The organism is Paenibacillus sp. KACC 21273 (assembly GCF_028736095.1).
In the GTDB taxonomy this organism is placed as follows: domain Bacteria; phylum Bacillota; class Bacilli; order Paenibacillales; family Paenibacillaceae; genus Saccharibacillus; species Saccharibacillus kyungheensis.
The window spans coordinates 2,627,287-2,651,059 of sequence record NZ_CP117876.1; the positions used below are offsets into that span (position 1 = coordinate 2,627,287).

The 23,773-nt window shown below is 39.2% G+C and carries 22 protein-coding genes; 14 read left to right on the forward strand and 8 right to left on the reverse strand.

The features are described 5' to 3' along the window. Positions 1 to 4: 4 nt before the first annotated feature. The 3 genes from PQ460_RS11815 (at position 5) to PQ460_RS11825 (ending at position 2,868) form a co-directional block, all read left to right on the forward strand. On the forward strand, positions 5 to 697 hold the full coding sequence (locus PQ460_RS11815; RefSeq protein ID WP_274172827.1) for a GntR family transcriptional regulator: 693 nt from the start codon (positions 5 to 7) through the stop codon (positions 695 to 697). Continuing rightward, positions 694 to 1,674 (forward strand): DMT family transporter, encoded by a 981-nt coding sequence (locus tag PQ460_RS11820; RefSeq protein ID WP_274172828.1) that lies wholly within the window; start codon positions 694 to 696, stop codon positions 1,672 to 1,674. Before PQ460_RS11815 ends, PQ460_RS11820 begins: the two co-directional genes overlap by 4 nt. 93 nt (positions 1,675 to 1,767) lie before the next feature. Then, the gene (locus tag PQ460_RS11825; RefSeq protein WP_274172829.1) at positions 1,768 to 2,868 is read left to right on the forward strand and encodes a DUF3900 domain-containing protein; all 1,101 of its coding nucleotides are present in this window, start codon (positions 1,768 to 1,770) and stop codon (positions 2,866 to 2,868) included. Positions 2,869 to 3,029: 161 nt separating this feature from the next. On the opposite strand, the gene PQ460_RS11830 is transcribed toward PQ460_RS11825, so the two are convergent. After that, the gene (locus PQ460_RS11830) at positions 3,030 to 3,965 is read right to left on the reverse strand and encodes an L-lactate dehydrogenase (RefSeq protein WP_273612478.1); all 936 of its coding nucleotides are present in this window, start codon (positions 3,963 to 3,965) and stop codon (positions 3,030 to 3,032) included. A 248-nt stretch (positions 3,966 to 4,213) separates the two neighbouring features. Here PQ460_RS11830 and PQ460_RS11835 point away from each other — a divergent pair, with 248 nt between their 5' ends. The 3 genes from PQ460_RS11835 (at position 4,214) to PQ460_RS11845 (ending at position 6,888) form a co-directional block, all read left to right on the forward strand. After that, positions 4,214 to 5,530, forward strand: a complete 1,317-nt coding sequence (locus tag PQ460_RS11835) for a WD40/YVTN/BNR-like repeat-containing protein (RefSeq protein ID WP_273612477.1) — start codon at positions 4,214 to 4,216, stop codon at positions 5,528 to 5,530. Between the two features lie 204 nt (positions 5,531 to 5,734). Continuing rightward, positions 5,735 to 5,911 carry a hypothetical protein gene (locus PQ460_RS11840; RefSeq protein WP_273612476.1) on the forward strand — a complete coding sequence of 59 codons (177 nt, stop codon included), beginning with the start codon at positions 5,735 to 5,737 and terminating at the stop codon, positions 5,909 to 5,911. A gap of 230 nt (positions 5,912 to 6,141) precedes the next feature. After that, positions 6,142 to 6,888 (forward strand): SDR family NAD(P)-dependent oxidoreductase, encoded by a 747-nt coding sequence (locus PQ460_RS11845; RefSeq protein ID WP_274172830.1) that lies wholly within the window; start codon positions 6,142 to 6,144, stop codon positions 6,886 to 6,888. A 168-nt stretch (positions 6,889 to 7,056) separates the two neighbouring features. On the opposite strand, the gene PQ460_RS11850 is transcribed toward PQ460_RS11845, so the two are convergent. Continuing rightward, positions 7,057 to 8,250 carry an LLM class flavin-dependent oxidoreductase gene (locus tag PQ460_RS11850; RefSeq protein WP_273612474.1) on the reverse strand — a complete coding sequence of 398 codons (1,194 nt, stop codon included), beginning with the start codon at positions 8,248 to 8,250 and terminating at the stop codon, positions 7,057 to 7,059. Positions 8,251 to 8,500: 250 nt separating this feature from the next. Between PQ460_RS11850 and PQ460_RS11855 the strand changes: the two genes are divergently transcribed. From PQ460_RS11855 to PQ460_RS11865, 3 genes are all read left to right on the forward strand, one after another. Continuing rightward, a complete protein-coding gene (locus PQ460_RS11855; RefSeq protein ID WP_274172831.1) occupies positions 8,501 to 8,965 on the forward strand; it encodes a MerR family transcriptional regulator in 465 nt (154 codons plus the stop codon). Positions 8,966 to 9,069: 104 nt separating this feature from the next. Next, a complete protein-coding gene (locus PQ460_RS11860) occupies positions 9,070 to 10,041 on the forward strand; it encodes an SDR family NAD(P)-dependent oxidoreductase (RefSeq protein ID WP_274172832.1) in 972 nt (323 codons plus the stop codon). A 198-nt stretch (positions 10,042 to 10,239) separates the two neighbouring features. After that, entirely contained in the window at positions 10,240 to 10,650 is a 411-nt protein-coding gene (locus tag PQ460_RS11865) for a spore coat protein GerQ (protein ID WP_273612471.1), read from the forward strand. Between the two features lie 141 nt (positions 10,651 to 10,791). Here PQ460_RS11865 and PQ460_RS11870 read toward each other — a convergent pair whose 3' ends face one another. Genes PQ460_RS11870 through PQ460_RS11880 form a run of 3 tightly spaced genes read right to left on the reverse strand, consistent with a single transcriptional unit; the run spans position 10,792 to position 14,006 of the window. After that, a complete protein-coding gene (locus tag PQ460_RS11870) occupies positions 10,792 to 12,180 on the reverse strand; it encodes an ABC transporter substrate-binding protein (RefSeq protein WP_274172833.1) in 1,389 nt (462 codons plus the stop codon). A 54-nt stretch (positions 12,181 to 12,234) separates the two neighbouring features. Continuing rightward, positions 12,235 to 13,059 carry a carbohydrate ABC transporter permease gene (locus PQ460_RS11875; RefSeq protein WP_274172834.1) on the reverse strand — a complete coding sequence of 275 codons (825 nt, stop codon included), beginning with the start codon at positions 13,057 to 13,059 and terminating at the stop codon, positions 12,235 to 12,237. Further along, positions 13,056 to 14,006, reverse strand: a complete 951-nt coding sequence (locus tag PQ460_RS11880; RefSeq protein ID WP_443147203.1) for a carbohydrate ABC transporter permease — start codon at positions 14,004 to 14,006, stop codon at positions 13,056 to 13,058. The genes PQ460_RS11875 and PQ460_RS11880 overlap by 4 nt, the downstream gene beginning before the upstream one ends. Before the next feature lie 371 nt (positions 14,007 to 14,377). Between PQ460_RS11880 and PQ460_RS11885 the strand changes: the two genes are divergently transcribed. Further along, positions 14,378 to 15,649 carry a hemolysin family protein gene (locus tag PQ460_RS11885; RefSeq protein ID WP_274172921.1) on the forward strand — a complete coding sequence of 424 codons (1,272 nt, stop codon included), beginning with the start codon at positions 14,378 to 14,380 and terminating at the stop codon, positions 15,647 to 15,649. A gap of 364 nt (positions 15,650 to 16,013) precedes the next feature. Then, the gene (locus tag PQ460_RS11890) at positions 16,014 to 17,366 is read left to right on the forward strand and encodes an MATE family efflux transporter (protein ID WP_274172835.1); all 1,353 of its coding nucleotides are present in this window, start codon (positions 16,014 to 16,016) and stop codon (positions 17,364 to 17,366) included. 210 nt (positions 17,367 to 17,576) lie between these two features. Here the strand turns inward: PQ460_RS11890 and PQ460_RS11895 are convergent, their stop codons facing one another. Further along, positions 17,577 to 18,356, reverse strand: a complete 780-nt coding sequence (locus PQ460_RS11895; RefSeq protein ID WP_273612465.1) for a TraR/DksA C4-type zinc finger protein — start codon at positions 18,354 to 18,356, stop codon at positions 17,577 to 17,579. Between the two features lie 173 nt (positions 18,357 to 18,529). Between PQ460_RS11895 and PQ460_RS11900 the strand changes: the two genes are divergently transcribed. Both PQ460_RS11900 and PQ460_RS11905 read left to right on the forward strand, forming a co-directional pair. After that, positions 18,530 to 19,672 carry a zinc-dependent alcohol dehydrogenase gene (locus PQ460_RS11900; protein WP_273612464.1) on the forward strand — a complete coding sequence of 381 codons (1,143 nt, stop codon included), beginning with the start codon at positions 18,530 to 18,532 and terminating at the stop codon, positions 19,670 to 19,672. Between the two features lie 219 nt (positions 19,673 to 19,891). Then, positions 19,892 to 20,743, forward strand: coding sequence for a hypothetical protein (locus PQ460_RS11905; protein ID WP_274172836.1), 852 nt, complete (start codon positions 19,892 to 19,894; stop codon positions 20,741 to 20,743). A 34-nt stretch (positions 20,744 to 20,777) separates the two neighbouring features. Here PQ460_RS11905 and PQ460_RS11910 read toward each other — a convergent pair whose 3' ends face one another. Next, positions 20,778 to 21,365, reverse strand: a complete 588-nt coding sequence (locus PQ460_RS11910) for an imm11 family protein (protein WP_274172837.1) — start codon at positions 21,363 to 21,365, stop codon at positions 20,778 to 20,780. A 168-nt stretch (positions 21,366 to 21,533) separates the two neighbouring features. Further along, a complete protein-coding gene (locus tag PQ460_RS11915) occupies positions 21,534 to 22,766 on the reverse strand; it encodes an aminopeptidase (protein WP_273612461.1) in 1,233 nt (410 codons plus the stop codon). Between the two features lie 236 nt (positions 22,767 to 23,002). Between PQ460_RS11915 and PQ460_RS11920 the strand changes: the two genes are divergently transcribed. Beyond that, positions 23,003 to 23,683: a serine/threonine protein kinase gene (locus PQ460_RS11920; protein ID WP_069328818.1), complete on the forward strand. Its 681-nt coding sequence runs from the start codon at positions 23,003 to 23,005 to the stop codon at positions 23,681 to 23,683. The last annotated feature ends 90 nt before the right edge of the window (positions 23,684 to 23,773 follow it).

A 23,773-nucleotide genomic window follows, 5' to 3' on the forward strand; every position in this document is an offset into this window, starting at 1 on the left:
TTTTATGAAAAATAATCTTATACAAAAAATAAGTCGACCGACGCTACGTGATCAAGTCTACGATACGCTCAAACAAGGCATTGTGACTTTAGAATTATTGCCCGAGCAGAAATTAAACGATACAGAATTAGCAGAGCAATTCGGAGTAAGTCGTACTCCGGTACGTGAAGCACTCAAACGATTGGAGGATGAAGGGTTAATCGAGTCTTTTCCAGGAGCTGTTACGCGGGTTGCTCCTTTATACGAACAATCAGCAGTACATGCTTTTACAGTGGCCGCAGTATTACATAGTTTGGCGGCACGCTTATCTATTCCTTACTTGGATACCTCACATTATGATATGCTAAAACAGTTCAATCAAGAGTTGATTACTGCTCTTCAACAGCAGAATGCTTCTGCTGCTATTCAAGCAGATGATCAATTTCATGATGTATTCGTACAACAAGCCCATAATCCCGAAATTATAGCCGCATTAAACCGGGTCATGCCAAAGATTAGACGATTAGAATACGCCAAATTCAGCAGTATTGATCATACGCATTCCCCCGAAGACCATCGATTGATTATAGAAGCTTGTGAAGCAAAAGAAAGTCTATTAACTGCGGAACGAATAGAACAGAATTGGATGAGTCTGGGTAACTGGTTAGCTTCTTCGGCTGATCATACCCAATCTGCTACCGATCAAGGTGAACGATGAAAGCTGTTCTGATTGGTGTCGCGGCGGCATTCTTTTTTGCTTTTACATTTGTACTGAATCGATCGATGGAAGTTAGTGGAGGAAGCTGGTTATGGAGTGCATCGCTTCGCTACTTTTTTATGATCCCTTTACTGGCTATACTGGTTATTCTACGTGGTAATCTACAATCGTTATGGCTTGAAATGAAGAAATCTCCTATCCAGTGGTTGATATGGAGTATTATCGGTTTTGGTTTGTTTTATGCACCGCTGTGTGCGGCGGCTATCTATTCACCGGGTTGGTTAACAGCAGCGGCTTTTGAAATGACGATTGTTGCGGGTATGATTATGTCGCCATTATTTCTATTTGTCCGGTATACACCTGAAGGCCCGATCAAAGAACGGGGCAAGATACCGAGAGCAGGGATGTTAGCAGCGTTAATTATTTTGACAGGAATTGCATTAATGCAATGGGAGCAAATTAGACAACATACAGAAGGCGCTAGCTGGCAAGGCATTGTCCTTATCACTATTGCTGCTTTTGCTTATCCGTTAGGCAATCGTAAAATGATGGAAGTCTGTGATGGACGATTGGATGCTTTTCAGCGAACACTGGGAATGAGTATTGCCAGTCTTCCCGTATGGATCATTTTGGCTTGGATTGGTTATATGCACTCAGGACTGCCTTCTACTGCACAGACAGGACAGACATTTCTAGTGGCGCTATTCTCCGGCGTTGTAGCTACCGTGTTGTTCTTCGGGGCTACCGATCAAGTAAGACACCATCCTGCTCGTCTAGCGACTGTAGAAGCAACCCAAGCGTTAGAAGTCGTATTCACTTTACTGGGAGAATGGTTGCTTCTGGGTGTAATGCTATCCTCTATAGGAATGTGGGTAGGATTGATACTGGTGATCGGTGGCATGGGCGTTAACGCATGGTTATCGATTCGTGAACCAGGTATCACCCGCAAGCGAAAATCCAATCAATCAGTAATGTAATGTTTTTACGGAGATAATGTACAATTCGGTCATGATCAGATTATTGTCACTGATCATTATGCGAATAATTGAGCGATATTAAAGGAGTTTATTATGCGATTTGATATTCAATTTTTATCTTTTTTTGTACTGCAAGTTGAAGGCAAAGAAGGGCAGACGAACAAAAATTATAAACATTATCAGACATTAGATGACGATGAGTATGAAGAAAGTGAAATCAAAAAATTTCTTCATGCTGAATTTACTCGTACCGCTAAGCGCAAAGTAGAAAAAAATCCAGGCACAGAACAACCGCCTACCAAAATAGGTACATTTTTAGTAGAACCGGGACATGAATTGACCAGTAATCCCAACTTCAATCTATTTACTCGCCTTAGAGCTGTTGATAACAAAGAAGATTTCAAAAATGCTTGCGACGATCTGGTACGTAGCTATCTGGAAACAAGCTCTGTACGTGGAGGAGCATTGATTATTACACAAGCAAAGCTAGATACCCATTTTGACGATCCATTTATTTTTGTAATGAAATGTGATTTTGAACAGCGGATTGCACGTATCTCTGATGAACGTAGTCTGATTAGCGAAGTGGAAATGGCGATCAGTGCTCGGAATATGAAATCGATCCAATATCCTCATATGCCAGAAGAAGGAATGATTGAAGAATGGGAGCTCAAAATTCATCAATCGTCCCATGCGCGGTACTTTGAAGACTTTTTGAAATATATTACGTATGAACAATCTATTCCTGAGATTGTAAATGAACGAGTAATGGATTATGTACAGACTTATGTGGAAGAAAAGTGGCCGGATGCGGCTAACCTAGAACGTCAACAGGAAGAGCATGATCTAGAATTATGGGCAGCCAGTGAAAAACGCGATATTCAAGAAAAATGGGAACCTCAACATGTGATCGAAGCGGCAGAGCGTATCGTAGAGATCAAGCCAGAGATTGAGATCAAAATGAAGCTAGGGGATACCAGTATTCGTGGACTACTAGCTGATTACGGATACCGACTGCATATTGCCAAATTAGGCGATCATTATGCAATGGTGATTGAAGGCGATGCGTTTACATTTGATAAAGGATTTTCCCCGGTCGAACTGTTACAGCCGGAGTCTTTTGAAGTGGTCGCTAGACGATTAGTAGATCGCGCCAATGAAGCACCTGAACGTGATGATGATATTCCTTATTGATCAGATAACAGCAAAATTTGATCTATACAATCAAAAAAAGTGGATTCAGGGTTTTACACCTAAATCCACTTTTTTTATACTGAGAAGTCATTCTATAGATATAGATGAATTAGAGATTTGTCATATGAATAGAATATAGTCTATAGTTATCTATATACGACTTAAATATCTAGCTGTGCAATCTGATCTTTCAGTTTTTTCGCAGAATCACGTAGTAATTGTTCTTCATGCTCATTCATAGGAATCGGTAGTTTTGCCTGAATACCATCTCGACCGACAATTGCAGGTACACCGAGATATACATCAGAGATTCCATGATAATCTTCAAGTAGAGAAGATACATTCAATACAGCGTGTTCATTTTGCAAAATAGCGGCTACAATGCGGTCTAGTGCGAGTGCTATTGCATACGATGTAGAGCCTTTAGCATTGATAATTTCGTAAGCGGCGTTTTTCGTATTTTCAAAGATTTCGTTTTGTTTGTCTTCTTCAAAATCCAGTGGAGCTCCTGCAATATTAGACAGACTCCATACCGGCAACTCGGAATCACCATGTTCACCAATAATATGAGCATGAATACTACGAGGATCAATACCTTTTTCCTTACCAATTAAATAACGGAAGCGTGCGCTATCGAGTAATGTACCGGAACCAATCACTCGATTAGATGGCCAACCGCTTTTTTTCCAGGATACATAACTGAGTATATCTACTGGATTAGTAGCGATCAGTAGAATACCACTATTATTATATTTCGTAATATTCGAAATAATCTCTTCGAAGATGGCTGAGTTCCGATTTAACAAATCGATCCGGGTTTCGCCTGGACGTTGATTTGAACCGGCAGCGATAATGATAATATCTGCGTCTTTGCAATCCGAATAATCACCTGCCCATAGTTTGACGCCGCCGACAAATGGGAGTCCGTGGTTCATATCGAGTGCTTCGCCAAGAGCTTTGTTGTGATTCGCATCAATAAAGACGAGTTCAGACATTCTCTTGTGGAGTAGAAGGGTGTAAGCGGTTGTGGAGCCTACGGCTCCTGTGCCAATAACAACGACACGGTGGGGCTTGGATACAGATTCAGATACTGTCATTTTTTATCATCTCCTTAATTGATCTTTGTTACAGATTCGCTACTATTGTAACGGAAAGCGCGACCAATGTAAAAAGGATCACACATCAGCAAATGCACAAAGTCGCTGAAAACCCTGCTAAAACAGCGAAATCTGTAATCGCTTGTAACTTTTCTGTAAACAACCTATGTTCATTTTAGTTTACTCTTATAAGGGTCATGAATAATTGAAATACGATAGCTTTATGTAAGTGCGGAAGGAGCGAAGGAATGAAGTTAACTATGCGCAAAGCGCTTTTCATATGGATTACACTTGTGTTTGTACTTAGTGCTTGTCAATCTTCTACAAGTGATTATGATCCAGCAGCAGACAAAGCATCAACTCAAGAACTCAAAAAAATGCAAACTGAAGATCAGGGGCAGACACTTACCCTTAACCATACAGCAACATCCGATACGAAGCAGGGGGGATCTTCTGCTGAAAGAGGATATAAGATTCAGACAAGACTGACAGACTTTCAACTACTAAGTGCTAGTGCAGGGCTTGCGTGGGGTGTAACCCGTAACGAATTACGTATATATGTTACACAGGATAGTGGAGACACATGGGATAATGTATCTCCTGCACAAACGGTCACTTTTTCAGAACCACCTACGTATGGCAAAGATATCTTTTTCCTGAATCAAAATAACGGCTGGGTGATTCGCAATGCGTCAGGTGTAGGAGAAACACTGATTCTGCATACTACTGATGGCGGGCAAAATTGGAACTTTGCTACATTAAATGATGAAGCTACTGTATTGGGCATTTATTTTATTGATAGTAGCAATGGTTGGGTAATGACTTCTTTGGATTCATCAAAAGATTCAGCAGATATGCAAGAGAAAGCATTATATACCACTACCGATGGTGGTAACACATGGAAAAAAATTATGCAAAACACAGGCGTATTTGTAACTGAAGGTTCAACCGCTCAAGCGATCCCGCAATTAGGTAAGCTGGTAGGAATGTCTTTTCGAGATCGTAACAATGGATTTGTAACTCTGGAACAACATGGTACACCTCATTTATATATTACAAGTAATGGGGGCAAAACCTGGAAAACAGGGCCAGACTTTGATAAAAATAAAAAATTGCCAGCTTGTCATTCTTTCACCACAGGCAAACCTCAATTTTTTGGTGATAGCAAAACAGCAGGCTGGATGAATATTGGTTGTGTGAAAGATAGCCAGACTAGCTATAACGGATACTTTACTCATGATGCAGGGAAGACATGGAACTTTGCTCCATTTGCTCTACAAGCGCAGACCGGAGTCAATCAATCGATGGGACCTACTTTTTTAAATGATAAAATCGGTTGGTCTGTAGTCAATGGCATCGTGTACCGTACAGCTAATCAAGGCAAAACATGGAAAGCTTTACCTATCAATAACACATTGCAGAACACATTGAATAAATATCCTGAATTGGTTAAATTGCAATTTTTCTCTGCGGATGTAGGCTGGTTATTAGTTGCCAAAAATGAAGAACGACGTTCTTTATTAATGCAGACGACAGACGGTGGCAAAACATGGCATGTACTATAAAAAAATAATAGCAGATAAGTAAAAAAGATCGATGACGTACGCCAATATGGGGTTGTGTCATCGATCTTTTGTATATCACAATAGCTTCTTTTTAGAACATCAAAAAATAATTTAAAATTCTTTGTTGATTGTGAAAAAAATCACATTAATGTAGTTTTAAATCAGTTATGCTTGGGATGTAGAAAAAACAAGGAGATGATTAAGATGAGAAACAATACTAATGAAAATCTTACTAACTTTTACATGAACCTTTGCTACACTTGTCTAGATGCTAATGAATGTCGTGAAGAAGAAGCTTGCAAAGCATGTTGGGCAGATCAAGGTGTATTGGATGCCGCTAAAGATGATACTCAGGAGCTTTTACAAGCGTATTATGCATAATCGATCAGCAAGCTTATTTACAGGTCAGACTAGACATTCCAAAGGATTATATACCGGCACTTCATAAAGGAACACACTTCACAGATAGATAAGAAGTGTGTTCCTTTGTTGATTTTTAGACTACCAGATTACATATGAGCTAGACAGGTATGTTTCGTAATGCTCTTAATCGTTGAAATAAGCAGTATAGAACCATCGTACTTATAGACGAACTCCAAAGGGGATACATTATGAAATATGCTTCTAAAACAGTTATCGTAACCGGTGCAGCCAAAGGAATCGGTAAAGCTGTAGCCGAAAGTTATGCCGCAGAAGGAGCTATCGTATTTTTAACAGATACGTTAGAGCCAGAAGGTGCTTCAGTTGCCGCGACTATTCGTGAAAGTGGTGGACAAGCTCATTTTCTACCTTGTGATGTACGTCGTGAACAAGATGTAATCGATACGATTCAAGAAATTGTAAATACGACCGGACAGATAGATATAGTAATCAACAATGCTGGGGTATCCCGCTGGAAATCTCCTTATGAATTAAGTCTAGATGAGTGGGACGATGTAATGAACACCAATGTAAGAGCATGCTTTCTGGTATCACGTGAAGCGGCCAAAGTGATGCGTGATCATGAAGGTGGTTCGATCGTCAATATTTCCTCAACACGTGCTCATATGTCTGAGCCTCACTCTGAAGCTTATGCTGCTTCTAAAGGCGGTATTACAGCGATTACGCATGCTTTGTCTGTATCACTTGGCCCTGATCATATTACTGTTAACGCGATTAGCCCCGGTTGGATCGAGACAGGTGATTATAGTGCGTTGAAAAAAGAAGATCATGAGCAACATCCTGCTGGACGTGTAGGTACACCTCAAGATGTTGCAAGAACCTGTTTATTTTTGACCGATCCAGAAAATTCTTTTATTACAGGTGCAGAATTAATTGTAGATGGTGGAATGACACGCAAAATGATCTATGTAGAGTAGAACATAGTATAATGCACATAACAAAAAGAGATGCGATATAGTCGCACCTCTTTTTTTGTATATACATGCAATCTGTTGAATTTGTATCGTAGTGTATCTATTCGTAAGCATATAAATTTAGCTTGAAATATAACTCAAGCCCAATTCCAATCGAATGATCACTTGCTATTAATTAGAAGTCACTAGGCGCTTACTCCATTTTTCTTTAAATAATGGCAATGTGCTTTCACCAAAAATCTGTGCTTCTTCTAAATGAGGATAGCTGGATAGAATAAAAGAAGTAATGCCAATCTCTGCATATTCGATCAGACGATCTGAGACTTGATCTGGTGTACCGACAAACATCAAAGCTCCACCTGAACGAAGATTCGATAATCCTGCCCAAAGGTTAGGTCCAACTACAAAGTCATTTTGAGCGGCTGCATCGCGAATCTGATTTTGACGTGTCTGACCTGTAGCACCTGTCTGACTAAAGGAAGCTTTGGCACGTTCAATCGTTTCTGGATCGATATCTTTGATCAGATCACGTGCGGCTTGCCATGCTTCTTCTTCAGTATCACGAACCAGAACTTGAGCGCGCATACCGATACGAAGAGGGCGCACTTCGCCATGTTCTTGCGCATAGTCTGCTTGAGCTTGTTTGAGTTCTTCGACTTGCTCTCGAATCATTTCAAGGGGTTCGCCCCACATTAGAAATACGTCTGAATATGCTGCACCGACAGATTTTGCCATTGCAGAACTACCGCCGAAGTAGATCGGAAGTGTAGGCTTTTGAACAGTAGCCGGACGGCTTGTACCGCCTTTTAATTCATAGTATTCTCCTTTGAAATCCACTTTGTGATTGGATACAGAAGAATGATTATTACTGCCAAATTCTGTTGAAGAAAGACCAGCAGCTTGTTCCCACACACTTTTCATAATATGCACATATTCACGAGTACGGGCATATTTCTCATCATGAGCACGAGCAAGTGGATCGCCTAATTCTTCTAGATCATCAGGAGAACTGCCAGTTACGATATTAATACGTGCTCGTCCACCGGATAAGTTATCTAGCCCTGCTGCCATACGTGCGGCTAATACAGGAGCGATCAACCCCGGGCGAAGAGCCACAAGAGGTTTGAGTGTAGTCGTTGCACCGATGATTGCTGATCCGACCACCCATGAATCCAGACAAGCACCACCTGTAGGAATCAAAGCAAATTCAAATCCTGCTTTTTCAGCCGTCTGAGCAACATTTGTTAAATAGTCAAGCGTAGGCGGACGCTCCGATTCTTGTCCAAAACGTGTTCCATCTCCCATTGTAGGTAAAAACCAGCCAAATTCTACTTCATCCCGTTGAATATGATCAGATGTTGACATAGTAATATCTCCTTTAAAAAATCATCTATATTTTAAATGTATCATTTGTCATGGCAATTAATAAACTAATCCGACAAGCATACTTGGTATAAATGATACTAGCATTTCCGTTATAGTGTGTCAAATCATTTTGGGTCATATTATATGTAAGTCTAGTGGTGAAAGAGTGTCGCTTGCGTTAAGATAGAAATCAAAGTATTCGGCAAATTGAGTAGCATTTTATCTATAGCATAATAAAGGAGATCTAACGATGAGTACTGATATCCAACAGCAAAATAAGTTAAGTATCGGAGAAGTAGCAGAACGTTCAGGATTGAGTGTACATTCTCTTCGATTTTATGAACGAGAAGGGTTATTACTATCTACACGCATTGCAAGAGATGAAGGCGGACGGAGACGTTATAGTGAAGTAGATGTAGAATGGTTATATATTTGTACACGACTGCGTGCGTCAGGTATGCCGATTGCTCAGATTCGTCGTTTTGCTGAGCTTGTACGTACGGGCCCGGGCAATGAGCATGAACGCTTGGATATTTTGAAAGAGCATCAACAGCGTGTGGTGAGTCAGATGGAACATTTAAATGACTGCTTGGAAGTCATTACACTCAAAACGAATGTGTATGAGAACTATTTGAATCGTAATGAACCAGAACAGACGTGGGAAAATAAATCTCTGACTCCTACAAACACAGACAATGATAAATTATGTCAGTAATAGGCGTTACGAATCAAATGATATTTTCGAAAAAATCGGGCTTGACCTAGAGTGAACTCTAGATTGTACAGTAATAGTATTCCAATGAAAAGGAGAGAAATAATATGGAACATGCTTATACGCAAACACCACAACACAACATCAATTCTGGATTTGGACATGACAGTACAGCTAGTGAGGTATTACAAGGAATCGACCTTACAGGTAAATTAGCTCTAGTAACAGGTGGATATTCGGGTCTGGGACTTGAGACAACACGTGCGCTTGTACAAGCAGGTGCTCACGTTATCGTTCCCGCTCGTCGCCCTGATGTAGCACGCGAAGCTTTGAAAGGGTTAGAACATGTAGAAGTGGATGAGCTTGATCTGTCTGATCTGGATAGTGTACGTGCATTTGCAGGTCGCCTTGTTGAGAGTGGACGCAGTATTGATCTAGCTATTCTAAATGCAGGTGTAATGGCTTGCCCCGAGACTAGAGTAGGCCCGGGATGGGAATTACAATTTGCAACAAATCATTTGGGACATTTTACATTGATTAACTTGATCTGGTCTGCACTTACAGCAGGTGAAGGAGCAAGAGTCGTAGCGACTTCATCCGCAGGACATCATATTTCTCCAATCCGTTGGGACAATATTAACTTTGACGGGAATTACCAGAAATTCGAAGCTTATGGACAAGCCAAAACAGCTAACGCACTATTTGCAGTTGAATTGGATCGACGTGGTAGCGAGCAGGGAGTACGTGCTTTTTCTGTTCATCCAGGAGGAATCTTAACACCATTACAACGTCATTTACCTAAAGAAGAAATGGTAGCTTTGAAATGGATCGATGAAGATGGAAATGCAATCAACTCTGCTTTCAAAACGCCAGAACAAGGCGCAGCGACTCAACTATGGGCAGCGACTTCTCCTCAGTTGGAAGGTAAAGGCGGCGCCTACTGTGAAGATTGCGATATTGCTGAACCGGCTGTCGAAGGTGTACCTTCTGTCGGTGTCAAAGAATATGCAGTTGATCCTGAACAAGCCAAACGTCTGTGGGACTTATCGGTTAAACTAACCGGAGCATCAATTTCATAATATAAAAGTAAACAAAATAATAGAAATATAGAAGAAGGTATATCGCTGAGATGGTTGCAGAGATATACCTTTTTTTGATGTCTATCCAGACATAATATAATGCCATCAAGCGAAATAAACGATTGGAGCTATACATAAAAGGGTAATATTAAGAGTTAGCATGTCTAACAATTTTCTAAAATTGGGAGGAATGTAATCATGTTGACTCAACCTTATCGTCCGGTCGCTTATCGAACTGAGCACAGCTTTGCTGGCATGGAACCTATTCCGACTCAAATGAACAATCCAACACTACCAACTTATCGTGAACCTAATCGTTTAAATACTCGTACTACTGATTTGTCATTGCATCAGAAGTTACAAAATAATCTCGGTAAAAACGGAATGTTCTATATGATTCCTAGTCGTGAGGTTATCCATAGTGATTATCGTGGTCTATTAGAAGCTACAGGAGAAGATCATATTGTTATTCGTGATCTGAATACAGGGCTTCGACATGTATTACCGTTGACTTCACTGGATTATGCCGTATTTACAGAACCGAATGGTGCGTATACCCATATTTCCGGACAGAATCCTTCTATCCATGCACCATCGACACGTATGTAATCGTAGCTGAATAACATAAACTGTATTTATGATAAAAGAAGCGCCAGTTCAGTGGTTGAATCCAACCGTTGAACTGGCGCTTTTTATCTATTTGTGGCTTTATATCTACTTATCATTCTTTGTTAACAGACAAGCTATAATTTAAGGATTAACGCTATCGTTATAATCTTTCAATTTCTGTGTGATTTGCGCTGCTGCATCGCTTAGAGCAGCTTGAGGTTGTTTGGAACCGTTAAGAGCTTCTTCAATCGCTGTCTCTGTTAATTGACGTGCTTCTGTGAAAATACCCATTACAGCACCTTGAGTCGCTGGATCGATTTTGGTATTGTGCAATTGATCTACAGCAGTCTCGAATTGTGGATATTTCTTCATGTTTTCTTTGACCAAATCTTCATTATAAGCAGCTTTGGTAATAGGGAAGTAGCCTGTATTTACATGCCAGTAAGCTTGTTGTTCTGGTTCTGCTAAGAACTTGATAAATTTCCAAGCCGCTTGTTGTTCTGCTGCGGGCTTGTCATTCATAATCCAAAGACTTGCACCACCGATAACTACGCCGCCTTTACCGATATCACTAGAAGATACTTTAGGCAATGGAGCTGTTCCCACTTCAAATTTACCTTCTGTCGAGCTAATCAATCCACGAAGAGAAGCTGTACTATCCATCGTTACGGCAACCTGACCCGCAGCAAATGCTTTTTTCGTATCGTCTGTTTTGCGACCTAGATTGAGCATGTATTTCTCATCAATTAACTTTTTCCACCATGTTAAAAATTTCACGCCAGGCTCAGTACCTAATTGAGATTCAGTTGCAAGTGCTGTACGACCATTATCATTATTTAGTAATGTTGCATCCTGGCTTGCAAACATTTGCTCCATTAACCATCCGTAGATCGGTAATGACATTCCTGTTTGTCCATCTTTGGTTAAAGCTTTAGCTGCTTTTTCCCATTCATCTAATGTTTTAGGAGGATTTTCTGGATCTAGACCTGCTTTTTTGAAAGCATCTTTGTTATAGTAGAAAATCGGATTAGATGTGTTAAAAGGCATAGAGTACAACTGATTATCAAATGTATAGTATTTCAAAATATTCGGTTCGAATTGAGAAGTATCAAATTTGTCTGCATCGATAAATTGTTGCATTGGTGTGATCGCTTGAGAATCGATCATATAACGTGTACCTACATCATACGTTTGAATCATTGTAGGGCCGCTACCTGATCCCATCGATGTTTTGAATTTGTTGATACTTGCGTCATAATCCCCTTGGAAAATAGCTTCGACTTGAACATCTTTTTGAGAATCATTGAACTTTTTAACTAACTCATCAACTACTTTATTCAAATCGCCACTCATCGAATGCCACCAGACTATTTTTACAGGACCGGAAGAAGTCTCGCTAGCTGCATCAGCAGTTGTACCTGTAGATGCTGTAGAACCTGTTGTACTTTGACCTCCACCACAAGCTGCCAGGAATAAAAATAGGCATAAACTAAGCAAACTCCATGTTTGACGCGAACGATTGATTTTCATTTCTTTTCGTATTCTCCTTTTGGTTGACAAAATTTTGAATAGATAATCTATGAGTTAGCCCTTCAGTGCACCTGCTGTTAGACCGCCTACAAGACGACCCAGACCTACAGCAAGAAGAACAAGAGAAGGGAGCATCACCAACACAATACCAGCCATAACGACATTCCACGCAGTAACATCGGCAAATTGCAACATACTAATACCAATCTGTACTGTACGCATACTTTCACTATTCGTAATCAGTAGTGGCCACAGATACATATTCCAATGATTTAGGAAAGAATAGATACCCAGTGTAGCTAGTCCCGGCATTGATAAAGGCACAGCCAGTGAAGCAAAAATACGAATATGACCACAACCATCAATACGAGCAGCTTCCATTAATTCTTTAGGCAATTGTAGGAAGAACTGACGCATTAGAAATGTACCAAAAGCAGTCGCTAAAAATGGAACCGTTAATCCTTGATAGGAATCTAACCAGCCCCAGCTACGAACCGTCAGATAGTTGGGAATTACAGTCACTTCCCACGGGATCATCATTGTAGCCATAAATAGACCAAACAAAATTTTACGACCCGGAAATCTTAGAAATGCAAATGCGTAAGCCGCCATACAGGAAGTAATCAAATTTCCGATTGTAATGATACTGCTTGTCAAAAAGCTATTTACAATAAATCGAATAATCGGAATATTGTTCATTACCGTTATAAAATTATCGATATTGATACCTGATGGCAAAAAGCGCGGCGGATATGTAGCTGATTCAGATTCAGTCATAAATGAATTGGAAACGGCAATCCAAAAAGGTAAAAGAATAAGCACCGCAGCTACAATCATAAAGAAATAAGCCATCCCTGTGCGCATTAGACCTTGTCTCATTGGTAATGCACCTTCTTTTCACCAAATTTGAATTGAATCAGAGTTAAAATCAAGATCATAACGAATAATACCAATGCTTGAGCACTCCCTGTCCCAAAGCGGAAATTCATAAAAGCATCTTGATACAGATTGTAGACAATGACATTGGTACTGTTCATTGGTCCACCTTTAGTTAGAATATTAATCTGTCCAAACGCTTGAAATGCACCAATCATCGACGTCACACTAGCAAAGAAAATGGTAGGCGAGATGAGCGGTAAAGTAAGTTGAACAAAAGTACGAATAGGGCTTGCTCCGTCCATACGTGCACTTTCATAAATATCTTCAGGTACACCTTCCATACCACCGAGTAGAAGGATAAATAAGAAGCCTAGATTCATCCAAATCGTCATTATAGAGATCGAGATCAACGCCCAATTCGGATCGGTTAACCAGTTAATCGTTGGTAATCCCGCAACACTCAGAAAATAATTTAACGTTCCAAGCGTAGGATGAAAAAGAACCATCCAGATCACTGAACCCGTACTTACCGATATAGCGAGAGGTAGAGCAAAAATAAAGCGGAAGATACGACTACCTTTTATACGGCTTCGGCAAAATGCAGCTAAGATCAATGCTAGGATTAATGTTGTCGGTACCGTAAACAACATAAATTGAGTAGTTACCCACAAACTGCTGAGAAATGTATCGGAAGTAAATAAATTTGTGAAGTTTTTAAACCCTACAAATTTGGCAACATCTCCACGTGGTGTAGTGGAATGAAGACTGAGATACACCGATTTAATCAGTGGATAAAAAAGAAATATACCAAACAGTAATATAGAAGGAGCTAGAAACAAAGCTGCAAGTATATATTCACTGTAACGGCCGGTCTGACGGGGATAACGCACGATAGAACGAGTTTTTCGAATCGAACGTTTCGTTGAAAATACTGACGTTTTATCCAAGTTAACACTTACCTCACTTTCATCATTTGCTTCCTTTTTGATCATCTTGCTACGTGGTTCAGTATAAATACAGGATGTTAAGAGAAATGATTATCTATGTAAAAGATTTGTAATCGGATGAATAGAGCATTTGACGGGAGGGTTTGAGACGATATAATAAAGTAAGGAACATGTATAATCATACATAACTAAAAGAAGGGAGTGAGGACAGTTGGGAAAATGACGGTGCATGTGATGTGGCGGCAAATTCAAAAAACAAATATACGAAGGAGGTGAACCCGTAACTGTCTATCAATTTGACAGTACGGGATATACACTTGACTGACCCCTTACCCAGTTTACTTAATTTAGTTTTGGTAGCATTTCTGGTGATGCTCAATGGATTTTTTGTATCGGCTGAATTCGCAATGGTTAAAATTCGCAGTAGTCGATTAGAAACATTAGTCGATGGTGGTAGTAAAAGAGCGCGCTTTGCGCAAACGATCGTAAACAATCTAGATGCTTACCTTTCTGCTTGTCAGTTAGGGATTACACTGGCATCGCTTGGATTGGGGTGGATTGGTGAACCAGCAATTGCTGACCTGATCAGACCTATATTTACGGCATTTGGCTGGAATAATGATGTAGCTGTACACACTGTCTCTATCGTTATTGCTTTTGTTGTAATCACGGTATTGCATATTGTACTTGGAGAGCTTGCTCCGAAGTCTCTGGCGATTCGCAAAGCGGAAGTCGTGAGCTTATGGACAGCAGCACCGATGCTCTTATTCCATAAAATCATGTATCCCTTTATCTGGGTGTTGAACGGCATGGCGAACGCTTTACTCAAAATGTTTGGTATTGCTCCGGTCTCTGAAGAAGATTCCGCTCACACAGAAGAGGAAATACGTATACTTATGAAGGAAAGCAACAAGAGCGGACTGATCGATAATACCGAACTGGCGCTGGTTGATAATATATTCGAATTTGCTGATACAACCGCCCATGAGATCATGATCCCACGTACAGAAATGATCTGTCTGAGTCTACACGGTTCCAAAGAAGAAAATTTGGAACTGGCTTTTGAAGGAATGCGTACTCGTTATCCTGTATGCGATGGCGACAAAGATCATATTGTCGGATTTGTGCATATTAAAGATTTGATGCGTTATCAAAGTGTAGATTCAGCCAAATTGATCCGTCCCATTATAGCTGTACCTGAATCAATCAAAATTAGTGAACTGATGAAGCTCATGCAACGTGGCAAAACACAGATTGCAATTTTGATTGATGAATATGGTGGTACAGCGGGTCTAGTAACTCTTGAAGACATTATGGAAGAAATCGTCGGCGAAATTCAGGATGAATTTGACCATGAGCGTCCAGCTGTAGAGCCTATTGATGATATGACTTACTCTATTGATGGAATGATGTTAATTGAGGAGATCAACACACGGTTCTCATTGGATTTGGATTCGACAGAATACGATACCATTGGTGGTTGGCTGTATTCCCGAGTGGAGTCTTTACCTCCGCAAACCGGGCAAAGTGTGGCACATGAAGGACATCTGTTTGTGATCGAAGAGACAGAACAGAAGCGTATTTCAAGGGTGAAATTAGTCATTACGCAATTCGCAACAACTCATAATCAGGCAGGAGCCTGAACATCTTGCAAGTAAAACAAAGAGCAAATGACTGATCACTTCAGTCATTTGCTCTTTTATTACATATACACCTCAAAGACATAAGCGAGCATTTTCGTTTATGTCTTTTTTTATACTCGGAGGCTATAAAGGTAGTTTTTGCAAATAAAAAATATACTTTAATTCTTTTTATCTAACAGTGTAAGTTTTTTCTTTACAGATGCCGATATAGATGATATCATCTAACACTGTAAGATATAATCTAACGGTGTTAGATATAATTAGATAAATAATCTCTCTTCTGCCTTGTAGCTATTGAGCTATACATAAAGTTGTAGCGAATAGTCTAGTTGCTAATAAATAATAAAAGAAAGTAGTGATTGATATGGATGCAAAAAACTTGTATTACTTTGAAGAAGCGCCTATTGCAAAGTCTGTAGCTCATTTTGCTGTGCCGATGATGTTAGGAATGTCGATGAGTGTAATCTATTCGATTTTAAATGCGTATTTTATTGGTACACTCCACAATACAGCGATGTTAACTGCATTAGCATTAACATTACCTTTATTTGCGGTGATTATGGCGTTGGGCAATTTGCTAGGGATAGGGAGCGGAGCATTTATCTCTCGTTTATTAGGGGAGAAAAGATATAACGATGTCAAACATGTATCTTCATTTGCTTTTTATAGTAGTCTAATACTGGGCTTACTGGTGGTAGTATTCGGACTTCCTTTGCTTGATCCCATCGTGCATTTTTTAGGAGCTAATTCAGAATCATTTGCGTTTACCAAAGACTATGTCATGATTATGCTTGCTGGTTCACCGTTTATTTTATTATTTTTTATGCTTGAAAATATTGTACGTTCTGAAGGTGCAGCTACTACTTCGATGATGGGTATGATTTTGAATGTGATCGTAAATATTATTCTGGATATGGTAGTCATTTTCGTTTTTCATTGGGGTATTATTGGAGTGGCTTCTGCTACAGTTATTTCTAATTTGGTAGCAAGTGCGTATTATATTTTTCATATCAGATACAGTAGTCAATTTTTGACGGTTTCAATCAAAGCGTTCAAAATCAATACAGAAATAGTAAGCAACGTATTCAAAATTGGAGTACCGGTGTTTATTATGAGTCTTTTTATGGGAGCCATGTCTTTAATTTTTAATCGTTTTCTGATCGAATATGGAGAACAAGCTGTAGCTGGATTTGGAATTTCATCACGTTTGCTGCAATTTCCTGAATTTATTTTGATGGGATTGTGTGAAGGTATTGTACCTATGATTGCTTTTAATTTTGCAGCAAATAAAGAACGGATGAAACAAACGATTACATTTACGATTAAAATGATTGTGATATTAGCGACTGTATTCGGTGCTATTGTTTACTTGATTTCAGATCATTTAATAGGGTTATTTACACAAGATATACAATTGATCGAAATGGGAAGTTATATTCTACACGTAACGTTTTTATCTTTATTTATCACTGGAATCACTGTATTATTTACAGGTATTTTTCAAGCAACCGCGCAAGGAACTGCGGCATTTGTGATGTCTATTATTCAAGGGATAACATTGATCCCTGTATTGTATATCGCTAATCAAATGAATGGATTTCACGGAGTGATCTGGTCGTTGGTTATTTCGGATGTCGTGGCATTTCTGGTCGGTGCTATCATGCTGTATATATTGCGTAACAAATTACAGCCTGATTTGGAAAGTATCGTAGCCTAAAAGTGAACAGGTATAGAATAGTTGATATGTTAATATAAAATGATAACAACGTATAGAATAGAAGAGTAAAAGAATAAAAGTAAACACCAAAATAGCCACAACCCTCTTAACAGAAATAGAAGAGAGTTGTGGCTATTTTTTATATTTATATACTTAAAAATGAAGTATAAAATTCATTGTAACGATGTAACGATGTAACGATGTAACGACTTAGCGACGACGATCTGCATCTTCGCTTTCAGCGTCGATTTCTTCGTCCTCTTCCGTTACCTGTAACTCGGTATCACCTTCATCATCAGCTACATAGCGATCTAGATCTTCACCACGCTGTACATGACGTTGACCGCCTTCAATATCGTTACCAGCAAACTTCTCAATATCTTCTACAGTGCCAGTGTCTTTATTTTCTCCACCTTCAGCAAGTTCGTTGTAGCTTTCTACATCACGTTGTGTAGACATCGCAGGTGAATCAGCTACACCATATTCTTCGACAGCTTGCCATGCGCCAGCATCATCGAATTTACCGGTATGGCTTTGACGGTTTTCACCAGCACCTTTAGCAGCAGGTGTAATCAAATCTTCCTCGATAGGACGGTAATCATTCACACCGCCGCCTTCTTCAGCACTTTCACCGACTAACATAGTCGTATAAGGCAGTGCTTGTAGACGTTCGAAAGGAATTTGCTCACCACTAATTTCACTGACTCCATATGTGCCATCTTCGATACGTTGTAGTGCAGCATTGACTTGATCTAGCTTATCATCCATATTGTCGTCGATAGCCATATCACGTTCACGCTCATATGTTTCTGTACCCAAATCAGCAGGGTGGTTGTCTACAGAAGACAATTCACCCGTAGAATCAAGCTCAGATTCAACTTGTCCATCAGTTGTATCATTTTCCATATTAAAATGGCGTTCAAGTGCCTCTTTATCTTCTAAAAGACTATTTTTCAATTCCTCAATTTGTGCAGATGTTAAATGTTTCATTGGATATTGCCCCTTTCAAAACGAGTTATCGTCAAGTTATTAAGTATATGTTAGTTTGTATAATCTATTCTCCAATTACCCTACTACACTCAAAATCAATCGCTTGTTAATAAAAGGGAAAGTTTGGTTAATACAAAACTAGCAACATTAAAATTTGAAAGGGGAGAATTAATGTGAAAGCACTAACATACCAAGGTAAGCGTAAAGTTAAAGTCAAAGAGGTAGAAGATGCGAAGTTACAAAAACAAGATGATGTTCTAATCCGTATTACATCTACAGCAATTTGCGGATCTGATTTGCATATATTTAATGGTAATATCCCGGGTATGGATGGAGATTATGTTATCGGGCATGAGCCGATGGGAATCGTAGAAGAAGTAGGGCCAGAAGTTACCAAAGTGAAAAAAGGCGATCGTGTTATTATTCCTTTTAACGTATCTTGTGGCGAATGTTTCTTCTGTAAAAACGAAATGGAAAGCCAATGTGATAATGCAAATGAGAATCCTGAAAAAGATACAGGCGCAATGTTTGGTTATTCCAATACTTATGGCGGATTCGCTGGTGGACAAGCAGAATACTTACGTGTACCATATGGTAACTTCTTACCATTTGTTATTCCAGATAGTTTGGAAGTTCCTGATGAAGACGTGCTATTCTTGTCTGACGTTATCCCAACAGCGTACTGGAGTGTTGAAAGCGCTGGCGTGAAAAAAGGCGATACGGTTATCGTACTTGGTTGCGGTCCAATCGGCTTAATCACTCAAAAATTCGCTTGGCAAAAAGGAGCAAAACGCGTTATCGCTGTCGATCATATCGATTACCGTTTAGCTCATGCGAAGCGTACTAATAATGTAGAAACGGTTAACTTCAAAGATGTAGGTGATGCAGATCAATATCTGATTGAACTTACAAGCGGTGGAGCAGACGTTGTTATCGACTGTGTAGGTCTAGATGCAGAGAAATCAACGATCGAGAAAGTAGAAACAGCTTTGAAAATTCAAGGCGGTTCACTAGGAGCTTTCCAATTAGCAAGTAATGTAGTACGCAAATTCGGTACGATTCAATTAACAGGGGTATATGGATTGAACTACAACCAGTTCCCATTAGGTCACTTATTTGAACGTAATATTCAGTTGAAAATGGGTCAAGCGCCTGTAGTTCACTATATGCCAGAGTTGTTCAAACAAATTCAAACAGGACAGTTCAGCGCTGCTGATATTATCACTCACCGTCTTTCTTTGGATGAAGCAGAGCATGGTTACCATGTATTTGATAGCAAAGAAGAGAACTGTATCAAAGTCGTACTGAAACCATAATAGGTTATTAATCAGTAGACTAGCCGTTAACAATATGTATCTCATTGATCAAAAAAAGTGTAGATTCCTCGCGGAGTCTGCACTTTTTTTGTGCTCTGATCTTGCAAAAGCGATATGTTCATCTTATAATTTGATAATGATAATCATTTTCAATTAGAGAAAGAAAATCAAACATGATTATCGCTATTCGAATTATTATTTCTGAAAGGAAGCGTTGAAATGAATATCTCTCTTCCCGCATTTCACCATGCGTTTTATACATTATCTTTGCGCAAGCCTGAACAACCAGACAGTATTATTCGAATAGGAGAAGTACAGTTTGGTGGTGGGCGCTTTGTAGCGATTGTGTCGACAGAAGCAGAATCAAGAATCGAAATGGAGCAAGATGCCGCTGCAATTAGTCGTTCAGGAGCACAAATCATCGCCGGTCATTGGAAAGAGCAGAATGAAGGCATTCCATTTCGTAAAATGAGTACATTACAACGTGTAGCCAATCAATATGGACTATTGACAATGCTCGAAGTAACAGCTCATGAACAATTGAAAATATGTGAAGAATATGCGGACTTGATTGCTATTGATATTCGTTTATTACGTAATCAATTATTATTACGCCGATTAAGTAGTGTGAAGCGCCCGATTATTTTGAAGCGTAGTCATCAAGATTCGTATGAAGATTTGTTAGGAGCCGCTGAATATCTATTATCTCATGGTAATCCCAATATTATTTTATGTGAAGGAAGTATGTGTCCTTTTGAAAATATACAATATAACTCGCTAGATATAGCTGCGATTCCAGAATTGCGTCAATTAACTCATCTACCTGTTATTGCTTATCCTGTACATTGTATCTCTAATGGAAATACCCTTAACTCACTGACAAAAGCCTGTGTAGCAGCAGGAGCTGATGGATTATTATTAGAATTGAAGTCTACGGCTGAAAATAATCAAGCCAGCACCTATCCTACACCGACTCAAGCTTTATCAACAGAAGAATATGCCGCATTAATGCATGATGTACGGATGCTTGCACTGGTATGTGGACGACGAATGAGCCGGATGAAGAATTAACAAAGATCGATCGGTATTGAGTATTATCGAAAAGTTATGGTCTGAACTGCTCAATCGGTGTTGCATGAATTTTTAATTTGTGTTTTTGGATCTCTTGATATAGCGTCTCAGAAATGATTGGATTCGAAATGTATGTATATTTCAGTGTGAAAAATTCATCTTGTTTGATTTTTTGTTTATTTAATATAATTTGCTCAAACCCTTTGGCTATGCGGCGTGGCGGTTGCTCGATAGAGCGTAGAACCAGTTTTTTGCCAGCATATTGAGATTGTTCGTAATCAACACAATCAAGAGACTTTAATCGATGAGCAATCCAGTATGTTCCCGGTACAGGCTCATGATTATAATAGTATATCTGTGCAGGGATAAACTGTGCGACTACGTTCCATTGTTCTAGCAGTTGCTTCCATGCATCGGATACAACAGTAGCTCTATTACCCGTATAGAAAAAATCAACATCCATTTTTCTCAAGTTAGAATCCAAGATGACTTCAGCAGTCGTATGTGTCGGTAATTCTGTGTGGTCTGGATCGTAATATTCAGCTAATGCAGGCAGAAATGTAGCTCCTCCTGAAATAAATCCTTTGCGTGGATACTGATATTCCAAAACATAATATTGCATAGCGTATATTCATTCCTTTCGACTCTAAAATATCTTCGGTTCTATGTATTGTGAAAAAAATGAGCTGAAATAATTATAATAAAAGACCTGTCATATCACAAATGACAGGTCTTTTATCGTTATTCATATGAATGAACACACTACGGATAGATAATCAAAGAAATACGATTAAAATGCCCATTCGCCTTGACGGAATACAGGTTCTTTTTCGCCGTCTTTAGTGATACCATAGATATCCATTTCACCGGAACCAATCATAAAGTCGACATGAGTAAGGCTGTTATTCAGTCCACGTTCATTCAATTCATCACGAGACAATTCTTTACCACCGATCAAGTTAAATGCGTATGCACTACCGATCGCAAGGTGATTCGAAGCGTTCTCATCAAACAATGTATTGTAATAAAGAATATTGGACTCAGAGATCGGTGATTTATGAGGCACTAATGCAACTTCACCAAGATAGTGAGAACCTTCATCCATACTTACCAGACGTTCTAATGTATCTTGTCCTTGCTGTGCTTCTATACCTACAATACGACCGTCTTTGAATGTTAATTTGAAGTTGTCGATAATGTTACCACCATAGCTTAATGGCTTAGTGCTACTTACATAGCCATTAACATCACTTTTCAGTGGAGCTGTAAATACTTCTTCTGTTGGCATATTTGCCATAAATGTAAATCCACGCTCGCTTGTACTTTCTGCTGCTGCCCATAGATGACCTTCAGGAAGTCCAATCGTTAAGTCTGTTCCAGGTGCAACATAATGTAATTGTTTGTATGCTTTATCGTTTAGATATTTGGATTTGGTATTTAATAATTCAACATGTTTTTCCCATGCTTCGATCGCATCGCCATTACCTACACGTACTGCTTTGAGGATCGCATCCCACATAGCAGATACTTGCTCTTCTTTAGCCACATCAGGGAATACTTTAGCAGCCCAAGCTTCTGAAGGTACAGCAACAATCGACCAGCTTAATTTTTCAGATTGTACATATTCACGATATTTAGCTAATGCTTTATTTGCTGTCATTTGATAAGTAGAAATGCGTTCTGGATTAACTCCTTTGAGCAAATCAGGATCATCTGAAACGACATGCAAAATCGCTCCGCCATCTACTGCAAGTTCTTCCATTTCAGCAGCATACCATTTTGGACCAATTTCAAATGATTCATCTGGAGCCAGATCATAACGCATACGTGCGATTTGATCGTCACTCCAATTGACTTTAACAAGAACAGCACCAGCTTCATATGCTTTTTTGGTCACTACACGTACAAATTCAACAGCATCAATCGAAGCATTGATCACCAAACGCTGACCTGGCTGTATATTAACACCGACACGTACCGCAAGTTCGGCGTACTGTTCTAATTTGCTCTGAAAATCTGACATTGATAAATTCCTCCATTTCAAATACAAAAATGTGTCAAAGAATCATTTTATGATCCGTCTTATCTATTTTACAGGAATCTATTCACAAAGAAAACAAAATGTATAAATGTATAAATTTCCATATCCAAAAATAAAATTTGGTTTCTTTAAAAAAATGGTCTAGAATACTGTATAAATTGATATATTTATTATGAATCCGTTATCGGTTGATGTGAGGTAAGAGAGGGGCAATCTGGATGGTATCCGATTGGAGAGTAGCAGAAGAAGCATTACGCCGCATAGGTGTCAGTGGTAGTGATGATAATGATCCGGTAGTTATATCTGGTTATGCAGATGGAGCACGATGTATAGGGATAGGAACAGATGCGGCTGTATTTACGTATGATCAAGTTCCTGAGTATGCCTTTAAGCTGTTTACACCGGAAGCGATTGATAAAATTCAATCTGAAGTATTTGTATATGAGCGATTAGCAGGTTCACCTTATTTTCCGACCTGCTATGGTAGAGGTACGAACTATCTGGTAATGAGTTATGAAGAAGGGCCGACACTACAAGATTGTTTGTTACAAGGGATTGAAGTTCCCGAGCAAGTCATTTTGGATGTAGAAGCTGCTAGAGAGTATGTACGTAGCATTGGTCTGAATCCGCGGGATATTCATTTAAAAAATGTAATTGTACAAAATGGACATGCTAAAGTAATTGATGTGTCTGAATATATTCAAAAAGGTGATGATAAGCGCTGGGATCATCTCGTATGGGCATATTATCAATTTTATAGTCGGATATCCGGGAAAAGTATTCCGTCATGGGTACTCGATACGGTCAAAAATTGGTATTCACGTCTAGGTAAAACGAATATCGATCTTGAAGAATTTGCGAAAAGAGCAGGCGAACTGTTCTCTAAATATATGAAATAAAAAAAGAAAGGAAGTTCTCTACATCATCTTGTAGAGAGCTTCCTTTTTATAATAAAGCAGACAGTTAAAAAGAAATCAAAGCGTAACCAA

Coding starts and splice junctions, on each gene's coding strand:
- PQ460_RS11860 (WP_274172832.1), top strand. CDS start 9,070: ATGGAACATGCTTATACGCAAACACCACAACACAACATCAATTCTGGA.
- PQ460_RS11905 (WP_274172836.1), top strand. CDS start 19,892: ATGAATATCTCTCTTCCCGCATTTCACCATGCGTTTTATACATTATCT.
- PQ460_RS11815 (WP_274172827.1), top strand. CDS start 5: ATGAAAAATAATCTTATACAAAAAATAAGTCGACCGACGCTACGTGAT.
- PQ460_RS11915 (WP_273612461.1), bottom strand. CDS start 22,766: ATGTCAGATTTTCAGAGCAAATTAGAACAGTACGCCGAACTTGCGGTA.
- PQ460_RS11835 (WP_273612477.1), top strand. CDS start 4,214: ATGAAGTTAACTATGCGCAAAGCGCTTTTCATATGGATTACACTTGTG.
- PQ460_RS11895 (WP_273612465.1), bottom strand. CDS start 18,356: ATGAAACATTTAACATCTGCACAAATTGAGGAATTGAAAAATAGTCTT.
- PQ460_RS11910 (WP_274172837.1), bottom strand. CDS start 21,365: ATGCAATATTATGTTTTGGAATATCAGTATCCACGCAAAGGATTTATT.
- PQ460_RS11890 (WP_274172835.1), top strand. CDS start 16,014: ATGGATGCAAAAAACTTGTATTACTTTGAAGAAGCGCCTATTGCAAAG.
- PQ460_RS11825 (WP_274172829.1), top strand. CDS start 1,768: ATGCGATTTGATATTCAATTTTTATCTTTTTTTGTACTGCAAGTTGAA.
- PQ460_RS11830 (WP_273612478.1), bottom strand. CDS start 3,965: ATGACAGTATCTGAATCTGTATCCAAGCCCCACCGTGTCGTTGTTATT.
- PQ460_RS11855 (WP_274172831.1), top strand. CDS start 8,501: ATGAGTACTGATATCCAACAGCAAAATAAGTTAAGTATCGGAGAAGTA.
- PQ460_RS11845 (WP_274172830.1), top strand. CDS start 6,142: ATGAAATATGCTTCTAAAACAGTTATCGTAACCGGTGCAGCCAAAGGA.
- PQ460_RS11920 (WP_069328818.1), top strand. CDS start 23,003: ATGGTATCCGATTGGAGAGTAGCAGAAGAAGCATTACGCCGCATAGGT.
- PQ460_RS11870 (WP_274172833.1), bottom strand. CDS start 12,180: ATGAAAATCAATCGTTCGCGTCAAACATGGAGTTTGCTTAGTTTATGC.
- PQ460_RS11850 (WP_273612474.1), bottom strand. CDS start 8,250: ATGTCAACATCTGATCATATTCAACGGGATGAAGTAGAATTTGGCTGG.
- PQ460_RS11865 (WP_273612471.1), top strand. CDS start 10,240: ATGTTGACTCAACCTTATCGTCCGGTCGCTTATCGAACTGAGCACAGC.
- PQ460_RS11885 (WP_274172921.1), top strand. CDS start 14,378: ATGCTCAATGGATTTTTTGTATCGGCTGAATTCGCAATGGTTAAAATT.
- PQ460_RS11820 (WP_274172828.1), top strand. CDS start 694: ATGAAAGCTGTTCTGATTGGTGTCGCGGCGGCATTCTTTTTTGCTTTT.
- PQ460_RS11875 (WP_274172834.1), bottom strand. CDS start 13,059: ATGAGACAAGGTCTAATGCGCACAGGGATGGCTTATTTCTTTATGATT.
- PQ460_RS11840 (WP_273612476.1), top strand. CDS start 5,735: ATGAGAAACAATACTAATGAAAATCTTACTAACTTTTACATGAACCTT.